Raw genomic sequence first — 16,399 nt, forward strand, 5'->3', positions numbered from 1 at the left:
CTTCCTTCGAAAGGTTCTCAATGGCTTAGCCGAGGCGTGAGGCCAACTGCGATTGTCCTGCCACTCGGCTGGGCCGACTGCATTTCCAGCCTACCCAATTCTGGTGAGGTTCGCTTTGTGCACCAAACGTTAAGTTAGAAATTAACAGACCGTGGTTAAGAGTTCGTTAGGACTTTCAGGAGAGTTACGTCATGAAACAAGATTGGATGATCCAGGTTTTGAACGACCTGCGGGAGTTCGCGGCGCTTAACGGTCTTGAAGACCTCGTGTCGAAGCTTGACGAAACCACAGTAGTGGCCCGGTCGAGCATGGTGCGTGGTGACGGAACGGTGCGCGGCGCAGCTGCACAGCAGGCAGGTCTCAGCGTCAAGCTGGCCTGAGACACGTTCAAGACGCGGAAGCTCCATCTGCCTATGGAGGGAGCCGATGCTCTTGGACCAACTGTCACCGGACGATGCGGTCGCTGCCGCGATCGAACACATGGACAGCGCGCAAACCATCCCGGACCTTGAAGCCCGGATCGCGCAAGTCCGGGACGAGATCGGCGCAGGCCATCTTCTCTATCACTGGGTGAATGCGGGCGGCGAGTTGATCGGCGCGGGGACCTACACCGACGCCTGGCGCACGCATTACATCGCCGAGAACTTTCAAGCGGTGGACCCGGTGATTCGTGCCGCCGCGCAGGGCTTTCACGTGATCGAGTGGGGCCAGCTTGATTGGAGCAGCAAGCGCGCCCAGAAGCTCGCCGCCGATGCCGAGCGATTCGCCATCGGGAACAACGGCCTGACCATCCCGATCCACGGACCGCGCGGCCAGTTCGCCCACCTAACCGCTACGCTTCAGGGCAGCGCGAAAGAGTGGGCAGAGTTCAAGGATCGCAACGGTCGTGCGCTAATTCTGCTCGGGCATTTCGTGAACCGCAAGGTGCTCGAAATCTGTGGCTACCTCGCGACGTCCGACGACGTTTCTCTGTCTCCGCGCGAGACCGAAGCCCTGAAATACCTCGCGATGGGTGTGAACCGGGGGCGTGCGGCGGACCAGCTCGGCATCTCCGAGCACACGTTGCGCGTCTATATCGAGAGCGCGCGCCACAAGCTCGGCGCCGCGAACACCACAGGCGCCATCGCTCGGGCCGTTCGTCTCGGACTGATCCTTACCTGAAGGTTAATCCGGTGCGCGGCACGGCGCGGAACGCTTAATTCCTCCTGGGCTGAATAGGATCATTCCAAGCCCGCCCAGGAGGCCCCACCGATGATCCGCTACGTCTACGCCAACGAGCTCGTCAACTTCCCCGTCCTCGCCGACAGCATGTTCCGTCACCGCGCGGCGCAGTTCCACGACCGTCTGGGCTGGGACGTGACGGTCGACGAAAACGGCCACGAGCGCGACCAGTACGACGTGCTGAACCCCCTCTACGTGATTTGGGAGCAGCCCGACGGCACCCACGGCGGCTCCATGCGGTTCCTGCCCACCACGGGCCGCACGATGGTCAACGAACACTTCCTGGACCTGACCGATGGCGTGCGCATCGAAAGCCCGCTGATCTGGGAATGCACCCGCTTCTGCCTCGCCCCCGACGCCTCGCCCCGCATCTCGGCGGCGCTGATGCTCGCTGGCGGAGAGATCCTGCGGGGCTTCTATCTCGATCACTTCGTCGGCGTCTTCGATGCCCGGATGATCCGGGTCTACAAGATGCTCGGTGGCTCGCCCGACATCCTGGGCATGTCGGGCGACGGCCCGGACGCCATCGGCGTCGGCCTGTGGGAGTTCACCGAATCCGCCCATGCCAAGCTGATGCGTCGCGCGGGCATCACCTCCCAGCAATCCGAGACCTGGTTTCGCACGGCCTTCCGCGACGCGGCCGCGGCAACCATGAAAGCCGTCGCCTGACAGGCCTAGGCACGGCCTCCGGCGCGCGATAAGCCGGGGGCCATGGCCGAGCCTCTTCCCGTACTTTCCCCCGACCAGTCCCGCGCCAGGGCGATGGTCCACGACCTGCTCCGCAACGCGGGTGTCGACCTGGACCAGGCAAAGCTGACCCCTCTGCAAGAAGGCCGCTCGTCCGTCATGGGCGTGACCGGCAAGGCCGGGTCGGGCAAGACGATGCTGCTGTCGACCCTCTACCACGCGCTCGCGGATACCGGGGTCAAGGTGATCTCGGGCGACTACGAGGCGCGGCGCAAGCGCGATCACCGCACCCTCGCGATCCTGTCGCCCACCAACAAGGCCGCCAGCGTCCTGCGCAGCCGCGGCGTTCCGGCGACCACGATCCACCGCATCCTCTATACCCCCGTCTATGCCCCGGAATACGAGCGCATCGCCGAATGGCTGTCGGGGCAGGGCGACCGCCCCGAGGTCGAGATCGAGGGCATGACAGAACAGGCGCTGGACCGCGCCTACGCCTTCTTCCAGCAGATGAACTCGATCCCTGGCGCGCTCGCCGCCGCCGGTCTGCGCGGGTCGGACTTCATCTCGGGCTGGAAGCGGCGGGACGAGCCGCTCGACATCGGGATGGTCGACGAATCCTCGATGCTCGACAAACGCCAGTTCGAGGATCTGCAGGAGATCTTTCCGACGCTCCTCCTGTTCGGCGATCCCGCGCAGCTCGCCCCCGTGCAGCAATCAGGCAGCATGGTATTCGATGACCTGCCGCCCGAGCGTGTCGTTCATCTCAGCCGCGTGCACCGGCAAGAGGCCGGCAATCCCATCCTCGACCTCGCCCACGCGCTCGCCGACCCCGACCTCACGTTCGAGATGTTCGAGAAGATGGTCGAGAACGCCGCCGCTAAGGATGACCGCGTCGTCGTCGCCGGCCGGGTCGAGGCGGCCAAGATGGCGCGCTCGCCTGTCCTGGTCTGGCGCAACGCCACGCGCATCCGCCTGATCCATGCCTTCCGTGCCGCCTATGGCGCCCCCGCCGATGCGCTGCTGCCGGGCGAGCCGCTGATCTGCGACGGGATCGAGCTGCCCCTGAAGCACCGCAAGAAGCGCATCGACCTCGAGGCGCGGGGCCTCATCAAGGGCGCGCAGGTGATCTATCTGGGCGAGGGCAAGAAGCCCGGCTTCTCGCGCCTGCACGTGGTCGGCGCCCCCGATCCCCGCGTCAACGTCGCCTCGATCGTCAAGATCGAGATGCCGGACGAGGAAGAGCCCTTCATCCCCTTCGCCGCTCGCATGGGCGCCGCCTTCCTTCACGGCGCCGCCGTCACGATCCATAAGGCGCAAGGCTCGCAATGGCCCGAGGTGCAGGTCTTCGCCCCCGACCTCTGGGCCGCCGCGCGTGTCGGCCGGGTCGAAGCCGGGCAGCCCCTGTGGAAGCGCCTTGCCTATGTCGCGATCACGCGCGCCGAAACCCGGCTGTTCTGGGTCATGCGCAACCGCCTCGCTCGCCCGGCCGAGGCGCTGGGCACAGATGACCTGGACGCCACGCCCGCCGCCCTGACGCTCGAGCCCGGCGCTCAGGACTGAATGTAGCGGAACACGGCCGAGGCACCCCAGCCTGCGGCAATCGCGATGGCAAGCGACAGGAACCCATAGGCCAGCGGCTGCTCGTGAGCGAGGCTATACAGGAACCGCTCCAGCCCGACCTTTTCGACATAGATCGTCTGCGAGGCCTCGGACACGACCTCACCGCCCGAGGTCAGGAACAGGCGCGCGGTATAGACGCCCTCCAACAGGTTCGCCGGCAGGATGAACGACGTATTGAACAGCGTCGCCTCGCGCACCGTCACCGCACCGATATTCGTTTGATAGAGACCGCTTCCCTCGCGGATGCGGACCAGCGCGTCGGTGAATGCAAGGCTGTCGGTCACCTCTGGCGGTGCGCCGACCGAACGGATGGCCTCGCTCACGGTGATCTCGTGCCGAAGGTTCTCGGTATAGTCGAGGATGCGTTCGAGCGGCCCCGACGTGTTCACGGCATAAAAGCTCGGCGCCTCGTCAATCTCGACCGAGGTGCGGTTCACCCAGATCGCGCCAAGACGGTCCTTGCGGCGGACGGTCAGGGGCGCCTTCGGCCCCTCGATCGTGACGATGACACCGCTTTCCTCGTCGATCGGCACATTGCTGTCCTTCACCGCGCCGAAGATCAGGATCTCGGATCCGTCGAAATTCGCCGAAATCGAGATGCGGTTCTGGCTGAGCCCCGCGACGATCTCTTGCGCCGAAGCGGGCAGGGCAAGAAGCATGAGGACGAGGATCAGCCGATACATCACGCGCCCGCCAGACCGATGGAGTACAGCTCGTTCGGGCGCAGCAGCAGGTCGAGCGCCAGCTTGCCGCACACCGCCAGGACCATCAGCGCCAGCAGGATGCGCAACTGCTCGGCCTTCAGGTAGCTACCCAGCCGGGTGCCGAACTGCGCGCCCACGACCCCGCCGATCAGCAAAAGCAGCGCCAGCAACATGTCCACGCTGTAGTTGGTGGTGGCGTGCAGGATCGTCGTGAAGGCCGTGACGAAGATGATCTGGAACAGCGACGTCCCGATCACGACCTTGGTGGGCATCCCCAGCAGGTAGATCATCGCGGGCACCATGATGAAGCCGCCGCCCACGCCCATGACCGCCGCCAGCACGCCGACCGCCATGCCGACCAGCACCGGCGGAATGACCGAGATGTAAAGCCCCGAGGTCCGAAACTTCATCTTCATCGGCAGCGCATGAATCCAGTTGTGCCGCTTGCGCTGGGGGCGCTTGCCGCTGCGTGACGAGCGGATGGCGTTCAGGCTCTCGATGAACATCAGGCCGCCGATGATCCCGAGGAAGACGACGTAGCAGAGGTTCACCAGCAGATCGACCTGGCCCAGCCGGCGCAGGATGGTGAAGATCCAGACCCCGATGGCCGACCCGACGAGGCCCCCGGCCAGCAGCACCCAGCCCATGCGGAAGTCGACTGTCCTGCGCCGGATATGGGCCAGGACGGCCGATACGGACGACGCCACGATCTGGTTCGCGGATGTCGCCACGGCCACCGCAGGCGGAATGCCCACGAAGAACAGCAGGGGGGTGATCAGGAAGCCTCCGCCCACGCCGAACATTCCCGACAGGATGCCGACGATGCCCCCGATCCCGAGGATCAGGTATGCATTGACCGAGACTTCGGCGATGGGAAGGTAAAGCTGCAAGGAAACGCCTCGTGCGTCGATGCCATCCGATGTCTCATGATCCGGCGGAGCGCGCCAGATGTTCCAGCGCCTTTTAGAGGTCGGCCAGCACCCGTCGCAGCACGGTCTCGAGCTTGGCGGCGCCCAGGGGGGCCATCTCCTTGGTATGGGCGTGGCCGATCTTCTCCGACGACAGCCCGGCGGCCATGTTGGTGATGGCCGAGATCGCGGCGACGCGCATCCCCATGTAGCGCGCCAGGATCACCTCGGGCACTGTGGACATGCCGACCGCATCGGCGCCCAGCGTGCGGATCGCCCGGATTTCGGCCGGCGTTTCGAACGAGGGGCCGGAGTACCACGCATAGACGCCCTCGAAGGCCGGCGTCCCGGTCTGCAAGGCAGCGCGGCGCAGGCGGCGGCGCAGCTCCGGATCGTAGGCGTCGGTCATCGGCACGAAGCGGCTGTCTGTCGGCTCGCCGATCAGGGGGTTCAGGCCCGAGAAATTGATGTGGTCCGACAGGATCATGATCGACCCCGTCGGCATCTCGGCGGCCAGTGACCCGGCGGCGTTCGTCGCGATCAGCGTCTCGGCCCCAAGCGCCGCCAGCACCTCGAGCGGCAGGCGCATCGCCCGCGGGTCGCCCTTTTCGTAGTAATGCGCCCGTCCGCCCAGCACGGCGACCCGCTGCCCTTCAAGCGTGCCGATGGTCAGCTCGGGCGAATGCCCCGAAACCCCGGCATGGGGAAAACCCGGTAGCTGGTCGTAGGGGATCGACACCCCGTCCACGGCCTGCGCGACATGGCCAAGGCCTGAGCCCAGGATCAGGCCCAGCCGCACCGGCTCGGCCCCCGCGCGGTCATGGATGAAACGGACGAGGTCGGCGGATTCGCGGTCGGGCATCACTCAGCGCTCCTTCACGTAGGGTTCGCCACCGGCGCGCGGCGGCGTGGCCCGTCCCACGAACCCCGCCAGGATCACCACGGTCAGGATGTAGGGCAGGGCGAGGACGAAGGCGTTCGGGATCTCGATCAGGCCGAAATCCAGGGTGGAGTAGCGGTTCGACACGGCCTGCAGAAACCCGAAGAGCAGGCAGGCGAACAGCGCGTACCACGGCCGCCACTTGGCGAAGATCAGCGCGGCCAGCGCGATGTAGCCTCGGCCCGCCGTCATGTCCTTGGTGAACCCGGCCGCCAGCCCGGTGGCAAGGTAGGCGCCCGCAAGACCGGTCAGCAGCCCGGTGATCAGCACGGCCGCATAGCGCAGCCGGTTGACCGAGACGCCGGCGGTGTCCACCGCGCCGGGGTTCTCGCCCACGGCCCGCAGGCGCAGGCCGAACCGCGTGCGGAAGAGCACCCACCATGTCGCCGGGACGGCAAGAAAGCCGACATAGACAAGGATCGTGTGCCCCGACAGCGCGTCGGCATAAAGCGGGCCGAGGAACGGCACGCCCGACAGCGCCTCGGCGAAGGGCAGGTCGATCGACCCAAAGCGCGCGTCGCCGGTCAGGGACGGCGTGCGCGAGCCCTGCTGGAACCAGTCCTGCGCGATCAGCACCGTCATGCCGGCGGCCAGGAAGTTGATCGCCACGCCCGAGATCAGCTGGTCCCCCCGGAACGTGATCGAGGCGACCCCGTGGATCAGCGAGAACACGACCGCCGCGGCGATCCCGGCCAGCAGCCCCAGCCAGACGTCTCCGGTCAGCGCGGCGGTCGCGGCCGAGAAGAAGGCCGCGACCAGCATCTTCCCTTCGAGGCCGATATCCACGATGCCCGACCGCTCGCTGAAGAGGCCGGCAAGGCAGGCCAGTAGCAGTGGCGTCGCCAGGCGGATGGTCGAATCGAAGATCTGGACGATGTCGATATAGGTCATGTCAGCCCCTCTGAGCCCGTGTGGCGCGCGATCATTCGGCGGGAACGCCGGGCTTCGGCTTGGTGCGGAACCGCAGGAAGCTCTTTTCCAGCGGCCCGCGCACCATGCCGTCGAGTGCGCCGGTGAACAGGATCACCAGCGCCTGGATCACCACGACCATCTCGCGCGGCACGTTCGTTTCGAACTCCAGCTCGGCGCCACCCTGGTAGAGCGCGCCGAACAGGATCGCGGCCAACAGCACCCCCACGGGATGCGACCGCCCCATCAGCGCCACCGCGATGCCGACGAACCCGGCGCCGAGCACGTTGTCCTGGATCAGCCGCTCCTGCTCGCCCATCACCGCGTTGATCGCCATCAACCCGGCCAGCGCGCCCGAGATCAGCATCGTCAGCATCGTGATCCTGAGCGGCGATATCCCGGCGTATCGCGCCGCCGGTTCCGAATGCCCAAAGGCCCGGATCTCGTAGCCCAGCCGCATCCGCCACAGCAGCAGCCACACGCCCCAGCAGGCCACCAGCGCCACAAGGAAGCTGACATTCAGCGGCGTGCGCGAAAACGGGATGCCGATCACGGCCAGCACCTCCTGCGCCGAGGGCAGCCGCGCGCCTTCGGGAAAGCGCACCGTCTCGGGCGCCATGCCCGGCGCCTTCAGCGCACCCACCAGCAGGTAGACCAGCAGCGCCGAGGCGATGAAGTTGAACATGATTGTCGTGATGACGATGTGGCTGCCGCGCTTGGCCTGCAGGTAGGCCGGGATTGCGGCCCACGCCGCGCCGAACAGTGCGCCGCCCACGATCGCGGCCGGCAGGGCCAGCGCCCAGTGCGGCCACGGCACCGCAAGGCAGACCAGCGCCACCCCAAGGCTGCCCAGCTGCGCCTGGCCCTCGCCGCCGATGTTGAACAGCTTGGCGTGGAAGGCGACCGCCACGGCAAGGCCGGTGAACACGAAGTTCGTCGCGTAGAACAGCGTGTAGCCCCAGCCATAGGTCGAACCGACCGCGCCGTTGACCATGATGGCGAGCGCCTCGAACGGGTCCTGCCCGATCAGGCTGACGACGATACCAGACACCACCAGCGCCAGCGCCAGGTTGATCGCGGGGATGAGGGCCACGTCGACCCAGGTGGGAAGCTTCTGCATCAGCGGACCTTTCCGGTGGACCGCGAGAGGTTCTCTGCGCCCCCCTCGGCCGAATGTTCGTGCTCGGTGTCGGTGACGCCAGCCATCAGCAGGCCCAGCTCGCGCTCGTTCGTCGTCGCGGGCGACCGCTCGCCCATGATGCGCCCGTCGAACATCACCGCGATGCGGTCCGACAGCGACATGATCTCGTCGAGCTCGACCGACACCAGCAGGATCGCCTTCCCCTGGTCGCGCAGGGCGACGATCTGCTCGTGGATGAACTCGATCGCGCCGATATCGACGCCGCGGGTGGGCTGGCCGATCAGCAGCAGGTCCGGCTCTTTCTCCAGCTCGCGGGCGATGACGATCTTCTGTTGATTCCCGCCCGAGAAGTTCTGCGCCTTCTGCCACGGGTCGGCAGGGCGCACGTCGAACTTCGCGAACTTCGCCTCGGCATCCTCGCGCAGGGCGCGGTTGTTCATCAGCGGCCCGCGGTTGTAGCGCGGGTCGTCGTGGTAGCCGAAGCCGACATTCTCCCACGCGTGGAAATTCATGATCAGACCCTCGCGCTGGCGGTCCTCGGGGACGTGCCCGATGCCGACCCGCCGCCGCGTCCGCGCGTCCGAGCCCTTGCCCGAAAGCGCCAGCGGCTTGCCGTTCAGCAGCACCTCGCCAGTGCCCTCGCGCATCCCGCCCAGCACTTCCAGAAGCTCGGACTGGCCGTTCCCGGCGACTCCGGCGATCCCGAGGATCTCGCCGCGCTTGACCTCAAGCGATATCTTGCGCACCCGCTCGACGCCCGCCTCGTCGATGACTTGCAGATTTCGAACCTCGAGCACCGTATCGCCCGTCTTTGCCGGCGCCTTTTCGACGCGCAAGAGGACCTTGCGGCCGACCATCAGCTCGGCCAGCTCCTCGGGACTGGTGCCTGCGGTGTTCACCGTCGCCGTCATTTCGCCGCGGCGCATGACCGAAACCGTATCGGTCACCTCCATGATCTCGCGCAGCTTGTGGGTGATCAGGATGACAGTCTTGCCCTCGCGCTTCAGCCCTTCGAGGATGCGGAACAGGTGGTCGGCCTCCGACGGCGTCAGCACGCCCGTCGGCTCGTCGAGGATCAGGATGTCCGCCTGCCGGTACAGTGCCTTCAGGATCTCGACCCGCTGCTGCATTCCCACGCCCAGATTCTCGATCAGGGCATCGGGATCGACATGCAGCTCGTATTCCTCGGACAGCTGCTTCAACAACTTGCGCGCCCGCCCCAGCGACGTCTTGAGCAGCGCACCGCCTTCGGCACCCAGCACGATGTTTTCCAGCACGGTGAAGTTCTGCACCAGCTTGAAGTGCTGGAACACCATCCCGATGCCGGCGCGGATCGCCGCCTGGCTGTCGGGGATGTCCACCTTTTCGCCGCGGACGTGAATCTCGCCCCTGTCGGCCTTGTAGAAGCCGTAGAGGATCGACATGAGCGTGGATTTCCCCGCGCCGTTCTCGCCTATGATGCCGTGGATCGTCCCGGGCATGACCCGCAGGTCGATGTCCTTGTTGGCATGGACGGGGCCGAAGGACTTGGAGATCCCGCGAAGCTCGATGGCCGGTGCGGTCATGGCGGTTCCTCTGGAAATGAACAGGGCCCCGCACCGCAAGGCACGGGACCCCTCTTAGCATCGTGCGATCAGAACGTCAGCGCGGGGCAGCTGTCGTCTTCGGTGTAGTCGTGGACGTCGATCTCGCCCGAGGCGATCTGCTGCCTGGCCTCTTCGACCCGCTGCATCATCTCGTCGGTCACGAGGTCCTCGTTGTACTCGTCGATGGCGACGGCGACACCCTCGTCCTCAAGGCCCTTGACCTGCACGCCGGGCTCGACGTTCTCGCCCGCCTCGAACGCGTCATAGACGGCGTTGTCCACGCGCTTGACCATCGAGGTCAGCATGGTGCCCGGATGCATGAAGTTCTGGTTCGAATCGACGCCGATGGCCAGCACGTCCTCGTCGGCGGCGGCCTGCAGGACGCCCACGCCGGTGCCGCCGGCTGCGGCAAAGATCACGTCCGAACCCTGGCTGATCTGCGAGCGGGCCAACTCGCCACCCTTCACCGGGTCGTTCCACGCAGCGGGCGTGGTGCCGGTCATGTTCGCGATGACCTCGATATCCTCGTCCACCGCCTTGGCGCCCTGGGCATAGCCGCAGGCGAACTTGCGGATCAGCGGCACGTCCATCCCGCCGACGAACGAGACCGTGTTCGTTTCCGAGGCCATCGCCGCCATCATGCCGACAAGGTACGAGCCTTCGTGCTCGGAGAACACGATGGACTGCACGTTCGGCTGGTCCACGACGGCGTCGACGATGACGAACTTGGTGTCGGGATAGTCGGGCGCGACCTGTTCCAACGTCGAGGCGTTGGCGAAGCCCAGCACGACGACCGGGTTCGCGCCACGCTCGGCCATGCGGCGCATGGTCTGCTCGCGCTGCGCTTCCGAGGCAAGCTCGGTCTCCATGTAGTCGCCGCCGGTCTCCTCGACCCAGCGCTGTGCGCCGGTATAGGCGCTTTCGTTGAAGGATTTGTCGAACTTGCCGCCAAGGTCGATGATGAGGCCGGGCTCGGCCAGCGCGGCGCCGGCCGACAGGGCCGTGGCGGCAGCGGCCGTCAGGAACTTGTGCATGAGCGTCATGGGTCGGGTATCTCCCTGGGTATCCGGGGCGGCCGCTGACGGCCGCCCTCTTGTTGATGGCCCGATAAGGCCGGAGGGCAGATGAAGGGTCAAGGGAGTCGCGCGGCAATTCCGCTCTCCTCAACGCGAGGCGGCGTTATTTCAGGCATGTGACGGCGCGTCAGAGGACGCGCGACATCACGATTGCGGCAACGGGCGGAGCGACCTCAGTGTAATAGCCGGGCCGACGGCCGATTTCCCCATATCCTTCCGCGGCATACAGGGCGCGGGCGCCATCGTTCGTCTCTGCCACCTCAAGGAAACTCGTGACCGCGCCGCAACGCTTGGCCGCGTCGTGATACGCCGCCAGAAGGGCCCGGCCGACGCCCTGCCGGCGGGCATCCGGGTGGACGGCGACGGTCAGAAGCTCGGCCTCGTCGGCGGCGATCCGGCCAAGCGCGAATCCCTCGGGCCGCACGCATTCGATCCCCCCGGGCATGAGCCGCAGCGTCCCGATCTCGTGCGCGGCCCAGGGGCGCGGCAGCGCCATCGCGGCTGCGTGCAGCCGGGCAAGCTCTTCGTTCGTCATCTGACCGGGGGAACCGGCCGTGCGGGGGCGGCATCCGCGTCGCGGATATACAGCGGGGCAGGGCGGGCCATGGCCGCGCCCATTCGGTCCGCTGCGAGTCGCGCAATCCGCGCCGCCCCGGTGGACCAGTCGATCGCCCCTTCGGCCACGCGCGCGTCAGGCAGCACCTCGGCCAGCCACGGCGCCCCTTGCGGCACGCCGTCCTCGACCCATTGCAGGTAGGACGCGCCGCGCGGCGCCGGGATCTGCACCAGCGCCCGCCCCTCGACGCCCTCGGCCAGCAGGTCGAAGCCCGAGATGCCGATGGCAGGCACTCCGGCCCCCAGCCCCATCCCGCGCGCCGCCGCGACGGCCACGCGGATGCCGGTGAAGTTCCCCGGCCCGGTCCCGACCCCGATGGCATCCACGTCGGCGACCGCCACGCCCGCGCGCTCCAGCAACTCGGCCACCATCGGCATCAGCCGTTCGGCCTGACCGCGGGGCATCTCTTCGAAGGCTTCGGCCACGATCTGCCCCCCCGACAGCAAAGCGGCCGCGCAATGCGCGGCCGATGTGTCGAAGGCAAGGATGGTCCGGTCAGGCAACCGGCCGCACCTCGACCACCTCGGGGATGTAGTGCCGCAGCAGGTTCTCGATCCCCATCTTCAGCGTCAGCGTCGACGAGGGGCACCCGGCGCAGGCACCTTGCATGTGCAGGTAGACCACCCCGCGGTCGAAGCCGTGGAAGGTGATGTCGCCACCATCCTGCGCCACGGCAGGGCGCACGCGGGTGTCGAGCAGTTCCTTGATCTGGACGACGATCTCCTGGTCCGGGCCGGTGTGTTCGGCGTGGCCCGAGGCGTGGTCGCTCTCACCCGCCATGACGGGCTGGCCGGACTGGAAATGCTCCATGATCGCGCCCAGGATCGACGGTTTCACGTGATCCCATTCGGTCGCCTCGGACTTGGTGACGGTCACGAAGTCGTTGCCGAAGAAGACCCCGGTCGTCCCTTCGATGTCGAAGATCCGGCTGGCCAGCGGCGAGGCCTGCGCCGCTTCGCGCGTGGGAAAGTCTGCGGTCCCGGTCTCGAGCACGGTCTGGCCCGGCAGGAACTTCAGGGTCGCGGGGTTCGGCGTGGATTCGGTCTGGATGAACATGGGCGGACTCCTTCGGGGCGCTGGGACCTATATGCGGGATCGGCCGCGCCGGGTCAAGGACTTGGAACGATTCTAAAGTAGCGCGAGTTGCCGCGCCCCGAGGAGCAGCCCGAACAGGATCGGCTGGTGCAGCAGGTAGATCGCCAGGCTGTGCCGCCCCATCCGCGCCAGCAGGTCCGGCGCCACCGGCGAACGTGGCGTGGGCAGGTAGGGCGCGGCGGCGATCCCGGCGAGCATGGCCGCAAACCACGGGAACAGCGGCTCGTAGTCGAAGGACGGGATCGGCGTCGGGTCAAGGCCCAGCGGATAGAGCCACAAGGCCGAGAGCGCCTCGGACTGCACCGCGAAGGGCACGAGGAACACGACCACCGCCACCACCGCCGGCACCCAGGGCGGCGTCCGCAGGAATGGCAGGGCCAGCACCGAAAACAGCGCGATGGCGTGCAGGATGCCGAACGTGACCGGCGTGCCCATGGCGAACCACGTGCCCACCGTGACCGCCGCCGCCGCCGCGACCAGCAGGGCCAGCCGCCGCAGGAACGCCCGCCAGCGTATCCCGCCTCGCGCCGACAGCGCCAGCGACAGCCCCGACAGGGCGATGAAGCTCGCAGCGATCAGGATCGCGAAACCGCGCCAGTGCGGGGCGCCGCCGACATCCCACCGGACCACCCCGAACAGCGCCAGGTCGAAGCTGAAGTGATAGACGATCATCGCCAGCAGCGCGACGCCCCGCGCCCGGTCGATCCACGCGACGCGTTGCGGCGGGGCGGCCGAAACCGGCGCGGGACTCACGTGATGGCCTCGAGCTGGTCCTTGCTCAGCCCGCCCGGCACGATGGTCAGCGGCACCGGCAGCCCGCCCGCACCTCGCGACAACTGGCTCACAAGGGGACCCGGCCCGCCCTCTTCGCTGGCGCCAAGCACCAGGACCCCGATGTTTTCATCCTCGCGGATCTGGGCGAGGATCTGGTTCACCGCCTCGCCCTCGCGGATGACAAGCTCGGGAAAGACGTTCTGCCGGTCGCGCATCCACTTGGCGAAGACCTCGAAATGGGCCTCGATCCGCTCGCGGGATTCCTCGCGCATGAGGGTGCCGACGCCCAGCCAGTGCTGGAACTCTTCAGGCGGGATGATTGACAGGATGGTCACGCCGCCGCCCGTCTTGGCCGCCCGCATCGCGGCGTAGCGCATGGCGTTCAGGCACTCGCGGCTGTCATCCAGAATGACGAGGAACTTGCGCATCACGACCCCCCTGTCGCGGGGCGATCTTGTCCGAGGGGGCGCCCTGTGTCCACCGGCGCGCCGCTCATTCCGACAGCGCCCAGTCCCAGTAAAGCTGCCGCGCCCGCTTCGCGATGGGACCTGGGGCATACGTCACGTCGTCGAAGGCGGTGACGGGCGTGATCTTGGACATGTTGCCGGTCAGGAAGACCTCGTCTGCGGCGCGCACGTCGTCGAAGGTCACAACCGTCTCGACCACCTCCACGCCATCGCGGCGCAAGAGGTCGATATGCCGGGCGCGGGTGATCCCTGCCAGGAACGTGCCGTTCGGGACGGGCGTGAACACAACGCCGTCCTTCGCGATGAAGACATTGGCTGTGGCGCTTTCGGCCACGTTGCCAAGCGCGTCGGCGACCAGCGCGTTGCCGAACCCCTTGGCCTGCGCCTCGCGGATCATGCGTGCGTTGTTGGGATAGAGACAGCCCGCCTTGGCATTGACCACGGCGCTTTCCAGCACCGGCCGGCGAAACCGCGTCGTCGTCAGCGTCGTCGTGGCGTCCTCGGGGGCGAGCGGGATGCTCTCGAGGCAGATGGCGAAGCCCGTCGTCTCGCCCGCCGCGATGGCGCCGGGGCCGCCGTCGATGGCCCAGTACATCGGCCGGATGTAAAGTGTGGCATCGGCGGGATACAGCGCCAGCCCCTGGCGCACGATCTCGACCATGCGAGTGGCCTCCATCGTCGGCGTCATCATCAGCGCCCTGGCCGACCGGTTCACCCGCTCGCAATGGGCCAGCAGGTCAGGCGCGACCCCCCGGGCATACCGCGCGCCATCGAAGACCGACGACCCCAGCCAAGCCCCGTGATCGGCGGCGCGGATGATGGCGGGGTCGCCCTCGTGCCACTGCCCCTCGAACCAGGTCCTGATATCCGTGCCGATCGCCATGCCGCGCTCCCTCGTCTCGTCCGTGCCTGGCAGGGGTAGCGCGATTGGCCGGGGGGCGTCCAGATGGCGCAACTGCCCGGATTTGGAGGGGTGGTGGGATAGCGCGGTGAAACCGGACTACGTGGAACAGAGGCTTCCGGCTGACGCGACAGGAGACTATGCGTTCATCATGACGCGTATCCGTTTCGGCGCATTGGGCGACTATCCCGATCTCCTCGCGTTCGACGAGTTCATCGGGGACCGTCGCCTGAACCTTCAGGCCGGGCAGCTGCTTGTCGCCGAAGACGGCGACGGCCGCGCGGTCGGTTACCTGCGAACTTCACCCATCGAGTTCCTGGGATGGCCTCTGCTGGCGCTTCTTTGCGTTCGGGTTGACTACAGGCGGCGCGGTGCCGGACAAGCCTTGGTCAGGGCGGCGTTGTCGGACGGAAGATTCCCACGCCTCTACGTGACGACCGAGCCAGAGAACGACCCGATGCTCGGTCTGTTGCGCAAGGTCGGCGCCGAAGCGATCGGGCACGCGGATAGGCTGACCTTCGACGGCGGCAGGGAGCTTCTGTTTCGCCTCAAGTGAGGGGGGCGTTCGGCAAAGGGTAAGACCTGCCCCCCCCCCGCGCGCACCGACGCAAGGCTCGCACAAGAGTCCGACGAAAGTCCTACACGACTCCTACACTTCTCTCACGCGTCCGAGGTCACCGGACGAGGCCGACGATCCGGTAGGTCTCGGCCAGAATCGGCGCGGCAATCTCGCGGGCACGCTCGGCGCCGCGGGAAAGGATGCGGTCGATTTCGGCCGGGTCTTCCATCAGCCGGGCCATCTCGGCCGAGATCGGCGCGAGCTTCTCCACCGCCAGATCGGCCAGCGCCGGCTTGAACTCCCCGAAGCCTTCCCCCGCATGCCTGGCCATCACGTCGGTCACGCTGCAGTCGGCGAGGCCCGCGTAGATGTTGACGAGGTTGCGCGCCTCGGGCCGGTCCTTCAGGCCCTCATAGATTTCGGGAAGGGGTTCGGCATCGGTCCGGGCCTTGCGGATCTTTTTCGAGATCGTGTCGGCGTCGTCGGTCATGTTGATCCGGCTGGCATCCGACGGGTCCGACTTCGACATCTTCTTCGACCCGTCGCGCAAGGACATGACGCGGGTCGCGGGGCCTTCGATCACGGGCTCGATCAGAGGGAAGAAGGCGGTGTCGTAGTCGTGGTTGAACTTGGTCGCGATGTCGCGCGTCAGCTCCACATGCTGCTTCTGATCCTCGCCCACGGGCACGTGGGTGGCGTGGTAGATCATCATGTCGGCCGCCATCAGGGCGGGATAGGCGAACAGCCCCAACGAGGCGGCCTCGGCGTTCTTGCCCGCCTTGTCCTTCCATTGGGTCATCCGACCCATCCAGCCCATGCGGGCCACGGTGTTGAAGATCCACCCCAACTGCGTGTGCTCGGGCACCTGGGACTGGTTGAACAGGATGGACTTCTCGGGGTCGATGCCGCTCGCCAGGTATCCGGCGGCGAGTTCGCGCGTGTTGCGGGTCAGCGCGGCGGGGTCCTGCCACACGGTCATCGCGTGCAGGTCGACGATGCAGAACAGCGTCTCGTGGGTGGCGGCATTCTGCGTCTGCACGAAGCGCTTGATGGCACCAAGGTAGTTGCCGAGCGTCAGGCCGCCCGAAGGCTGGATGCCAGACAGGACGCGGGGGGTGAAACGAGTCTCGGCCATGTGTGGGATCCGGGGCTTTTTTATTGGACCGGGACGGCTTACCGAGGGGGCCGGACCCCG

At 67.0% G+C, this 16,399-nt stretch carries 19 protein-coding genes; 5 read left to right on the forward strand and 14 right to left on the reverse strand.

Annotation, left to right across the window (positions count from 1 at the left end; translation table 11 throughout):
• Positions 1 to 191 precede the first annotated feature (191 nt).
• The 4 genes from ACFDS3_RS04670 (at position 192) to ACFDS3_RS04685 (ending at position 3,468) form a co-directional block, all read left to right on the forward strand.
• A complete protein-coding gene (locus ACFDS3_RS04670; protein WP_375261183.1) occupies positions 192 to 380 on the forward strand; it encodes a hypothetical protein in 189 nt (62 codons plus the stop codon).
• A gap of 46 nt (positions 381 to 426) precedes the next feature.
• Positions 427 to 1,161: an autoinducer binding domain-containing protein gene (locus ACFDS3_RS04675; protein WP_375261184.1), complete on the forward strand. Its 735-nt coding sequence runs from the start codon at positions 427 to 429 to the stop codon at positions 1,159 to 1,161.
• A gap of 90 nt (positions 1,162 to 1,251) precedes the next feature.
• Entirely contained in the window at positions 1,252 to 1,890 is a 639-nt protein-coding gene (locus ACFDS3_RS04680) for an acyl-homoserine-lactone synthase (protein WP_375261185.1), read from the forward strand.
• 42 nt (positions 1,891 to 1,932) lie between these two features.
• Positions 1,933 to 3,468 carry an ATP-dependent RecD-like DNA helicase gene (locus ACFDS3_RS04685; RefSeq protein ID WP_375261186.1) on the forward strand — a complete coding sequence of 512 codons (1,536 nt, stop codon included), beginning with the start codon at positions 1,933 to 1,935 and terminating at the stop codon, positions 3,466 to 3,468.
• Here ACFDS3_RS04685 and ACFDS3_RS04690 read toward each other — a convergent pair.
• The 13 genes from ACFDS3_RS04690 to ACFDS3_RS04750 form a co-directional block, all read right to left on the reverse strand.
• Positions 3,459 to 4,211 carry a TIGR02186 family protein gene (locus tag ACFDS3_RS04690; RefSeq protein ID WP_375261187.1) on the reverse strand — a complete coding sequence of 251 codons (753 nt, stop codon included), beginning with the start codon at positions 4,209 to 4,211 and terminating at the stop codon, positions 3,459 to 3,461. The genes ACFDS3_RS04685 and ACFDS3_RS04690 overlap by 10 nt on opposite strands.
• Entirely contained in the window at positions 4,211 to 5,122 is a 912-nt protein-coding gene (locus ACFDS3_RS04695; protein WP_375261188.1) for a sulfite exporter TauE/SafE family protein, read from the reverse strand. The genes ACFDS3_RS04690 and ACFDS3_RS04695 overlap by 1 nt, the downstream gene beginning before the upstream one ends.
• A gap of 73 nt (positions 5,123 to 5,195) precedes the next feature.
• Positions 5,196 to 6,002, reverse strand: a complete 807-nt coding sequence (locus ACFDS3_RS04700; RefSeq protein ID WP_375261189.1) for a purine-nucleoside phosphorylase — start codon at positions 6,000 to 6,002, stop codon at positions 5,196 to 5,198.
• Positions 6,003 to 6,005: 3 nt separating this feature from the next.
• Entirely contained in the window at positions 6,006 to 6,971 is a 966-nt protein-coding gene (locus ACFDS3_RS04705; RefSeq protein ID WP_375261190.1) for an ABC transporter permease, read from the reverse strand.
• A gap of 31 nt (positions 6,972 to 7,002) precedes the next feature.
• Complete coding sequence (locus tag ACFDS3_RS04710) at positions 7,003 to 8,109, reverse strand: ABC transporter permease (RefSeq protein ID WP_375261191.1); 1,107 nt, start codon at positions 8,107 to 8,109, stop codon at positions 7,003 to 7,005.
• Entirely contained in the window at positions 8,109 to 9,695 is a 1,587-nt protein-coding gene (locus ACFDS3_RS04715; protein ID WP_375261192.1) for an ABC transporter ATP-binding protein, read from the reverse strand. The genes ACFDS3_RS04710 and ACFDS3_RS04715 overlap by 1 nt, the downstream gene beginning before the upstream one ends.
• A 68-nt stretch (positions 9,696 to 9,763) precedes the next feature.
• The gene (locus ACFDS3_RS04720; RefSeq protein ID WP_375261193.1) at positions 9,764 to 10,759 is read right to left on the reverse strand and encodes a BMP family protein; all 996 of its coding nucleotides are present in this window, start codon (positions 10,757 to 10,759) and stop codon (positions 9,764 to 9,766) included.
• A 160-nt stretch (positions 10,760 to 10,919) separates the two neighbouring features.
• Positions 10,920 to 11,327 (reverse strand): GNAT family N-acetyltransferase, encoded by a 408-nt coding sequence (locus ACFDS3_RS04725; RefSeq protein WP_375261194.1) that lies wholly within the window; start codon positions 11,325 to 11,327, stop codon positions 10,920 to 10,922.
• Positions 11,324 to 11,911, reverse strand: coding sequence for a tRNA (adenosine(37)-N6)-threonylcarbamoyltransferase complex dimerization subunit type 1 TsaB (gene tsaB, locus ACFDS3_RS04730; RefSeq protein ID WP_375261195.1), 588 nt, complete (start codon positions 11,909 to 11,911; stop codon positions 11,324 to 11,326). Before tsaB ends, ACFDS3_RS04725 begins: the two co-directional genes overlap by 4 nt.
• Positions 11,904 to 12,464 carry a NifU family protein gene (locus ACFDS3_RS04735; protein ID WP_375261196.1) on the reverse strand — a complete coding sequence of 187 codons (561 nt, stop codon included), beginning with the start codon at positions 12,462 to 12,464 and terminating at the stop codon, positions 11,904 to 11,906. Before ACFDS3_RS04735 ends, tsaB begins: the two co-directional genes overlap by 8 nt.
• Before the next feature lie 72 nt (positions 12,465 to 12,536).
• Positions 12,537 to 13,256 carry a heparan-alpha-glucosaminide N-acetyltransferase gene (locus ACFDS3_RS04740; protein WP_375261197.1) on the reverse strand — a complete coding sequence of 240 codons (720 nt, stop codon included), beginning with the start codon at positions 13,254 to 13,256 and terminating at the stop codon, positions 12,537 to 12,539.
• Complete coding sequence (locus ACFDS3_RS04745; protein WP_375261198.1) at positions 13,253 to 13,705, reverse strand: universal stress protein; 453 nt, start codon at positions 13,703 to 13,705, stop codon at positions 13,253 to 13,255. Before ACFDS3_RS04745 ends, ACFDS3_RS04740 begins: the two co-directional genes overlap by 4 nt.
• A gap of 64 nt (positions 13,706 to 13,769) precedes the next feature.
• Positions 13,770 to 14,627, reverse strand: a complete 858-nt coding sequence (locus tag ACFDS3_RS04750; protein WP_375261199.1) for a branched-chain amino acid aminotransferase — start codon at positions 14,625 to 14,627, stop codon at positions 13,770 to 13,772.
• Between the two features lie 169 nt (positions 14,628 to 14,796).
• Here ACFDS3_RS04750 and ACFDS3_RS04755 point away from each other — a divergent pair, with 169 nt between their 5' ends.
• On the forward strand, positions 14,797 to 15,201 hold the full coding sequence (locus ACFDS3_RS04755) for a GNAT family N-acetyltransferase (RefSeq protein ID WP_375261200.1): 405 nt from the start codon (positions 14,797 to 14,799) through the stop codon (positions 15,199 to 15,201).
• 118 nt (positions 15,202 to 15,319) lie between these two features.
• Here the strand turns inward: ACFDS3_RS04755 and trpS are convergent, their stop codons facing one another.
• Positions 15,320 to 16,339, reverse strand: coding sequence for a tryptophan--tRNA ligase (gene trpS, locus ACFDS3_RS04760; protein WP_375261201.1), 1,020 nt, complete (start codon positions 16,337 to 16,339; stop codon positions 15,320 to 15,322).
• Positions 16,340 to 16,399: the final 60 nt, after the last annotated feature.

Source organism: Palleronia sp. (assembly GCF_042089775.1).
GTDB lineage: Bacteria > Pseudomonadota > Alphaproteobacteria > Rhodobacterales > Rhodobacteraceae > Palleronia.

Excerpts from the sequence above, each read along its gene's own strand:
- ACFDS3_RS04745 (WP_375261198.1), bottom strand. The coding sequence starts at position 13,705 with ATGCGCAAGTTCCTCGTCATTCTGGATGACAGCCGCGAGTGCCTGAAC.
- trpS (WP_375261201.1), bottom strand. The coding sequence starts at position 16,339 with ATGGCCGAGACTCGTTTCACCCCCCGCGTCCTGTCTGGCATCCAGCCT.
- ACFDS3_RS04735 (WP_375261196.1), bottom strand. The coding sequence starts at position 12,464 with ATGTTCATCCAGACCGAATCCACGCCGAACCCCGCGACCCTGAAGTTC.
- ACFDS3_RS04710 (WP_375261191.1), bottom strand. The coding sequence starts at position 8,109 with ATGCAGAAGCTTCCCACCTGGGTCGACGTGGCCCTCATCCCCGCGATC.
- ACFDS3_RS04720 (WP_375261193.1), bottom strand. The coding sequence starts at position 10,759 with ATGACGCTCATGCACAAGTTCCTGACGGCCGCTGCCGCCACGGCCCTG.
- ACFDS3_RS04700 (WP_375261189.1), bottom strand. The coding sequence starts at position 6,002 with ATGCCCGACCGCGAATCCGCCGACCTCGTCCGTTTCATCCATGACCGC.
- ACFDS3_RS04680 (WP_375261185.1), top strand. The coding sequence starts at position 1,252 with ATGATCCGCTACGTCTACGCCAACGAGCTCGTCAACTTCCCCGTCCTC.
- ACFDS3_RS04755 (WP_375261200.1), top strand. The coding sequence starts at position 14,797 with ATGACGCGTATCCGTTTCGGCGCATTGGGCGACTATCCCGATCTCCTC.
- ACFDS3_RS04750 (WP_375261199.1), bottom strand. The coding sequence starts at position 14,627 with ATGGCGATCGGCACGGATATCAGGACCTGGTTCGAGGGGCAGTGGCAC.
- ACFDS3_RS04670 (WP_375261183.1), top strand. The coding sequence starts at position 192 with ATGAAACAAGATTGGATGATCCAGGTTTTGAACGACCTGCGGGAGTTC.
- ACFDS3_RS04725 (WP_375261194.1), bottom strand. The coding sequence starts at position 11,327 with ATGACGAACGAAGAGCTTGCCCGGCTGCACGCAGCCGCGATGGCGCTG.
- ACFDS3_RS04685 (WP_375261186.1), top strand. The coding sequence starts at position 1,933 with ATGGCCGAGCCTCTTCCCGTACTTTCCCCCGACCAGTCCCGCGCCAGG.
- ACFDS3_RS04675 (WP_375261184.1), top strand. The coding sequence starts at position 427 with ATGCTCTTGGACCAACTGTCACCGGACGATGCGGTCGCTGCCGCGATC.
- ACFDS3_RS04705 (WP_375261190.1), bottom strand. The coding sequence starts at position 6,971 with ATGACCTATATCGACATCGTCCAGATCTTCGATTCGACCATCCGCCTG.
- ACFDS3_RS04690 (WP_375261187.1), bottom strand. The coding sequence starts at position 4,211 with ATGTATCGGCTGATCCTCGTCCTCATGCTTCTTGCCCTGCCCGCTTCG.
- ACFDS3_RS04715 (WP_375261192.1), bottom strand. The coding sequence starts at position 9,695 with ATGACCGCACCGGCCATCGAGCTTCGCGGGATCTCCAAGTCCTTCGGC.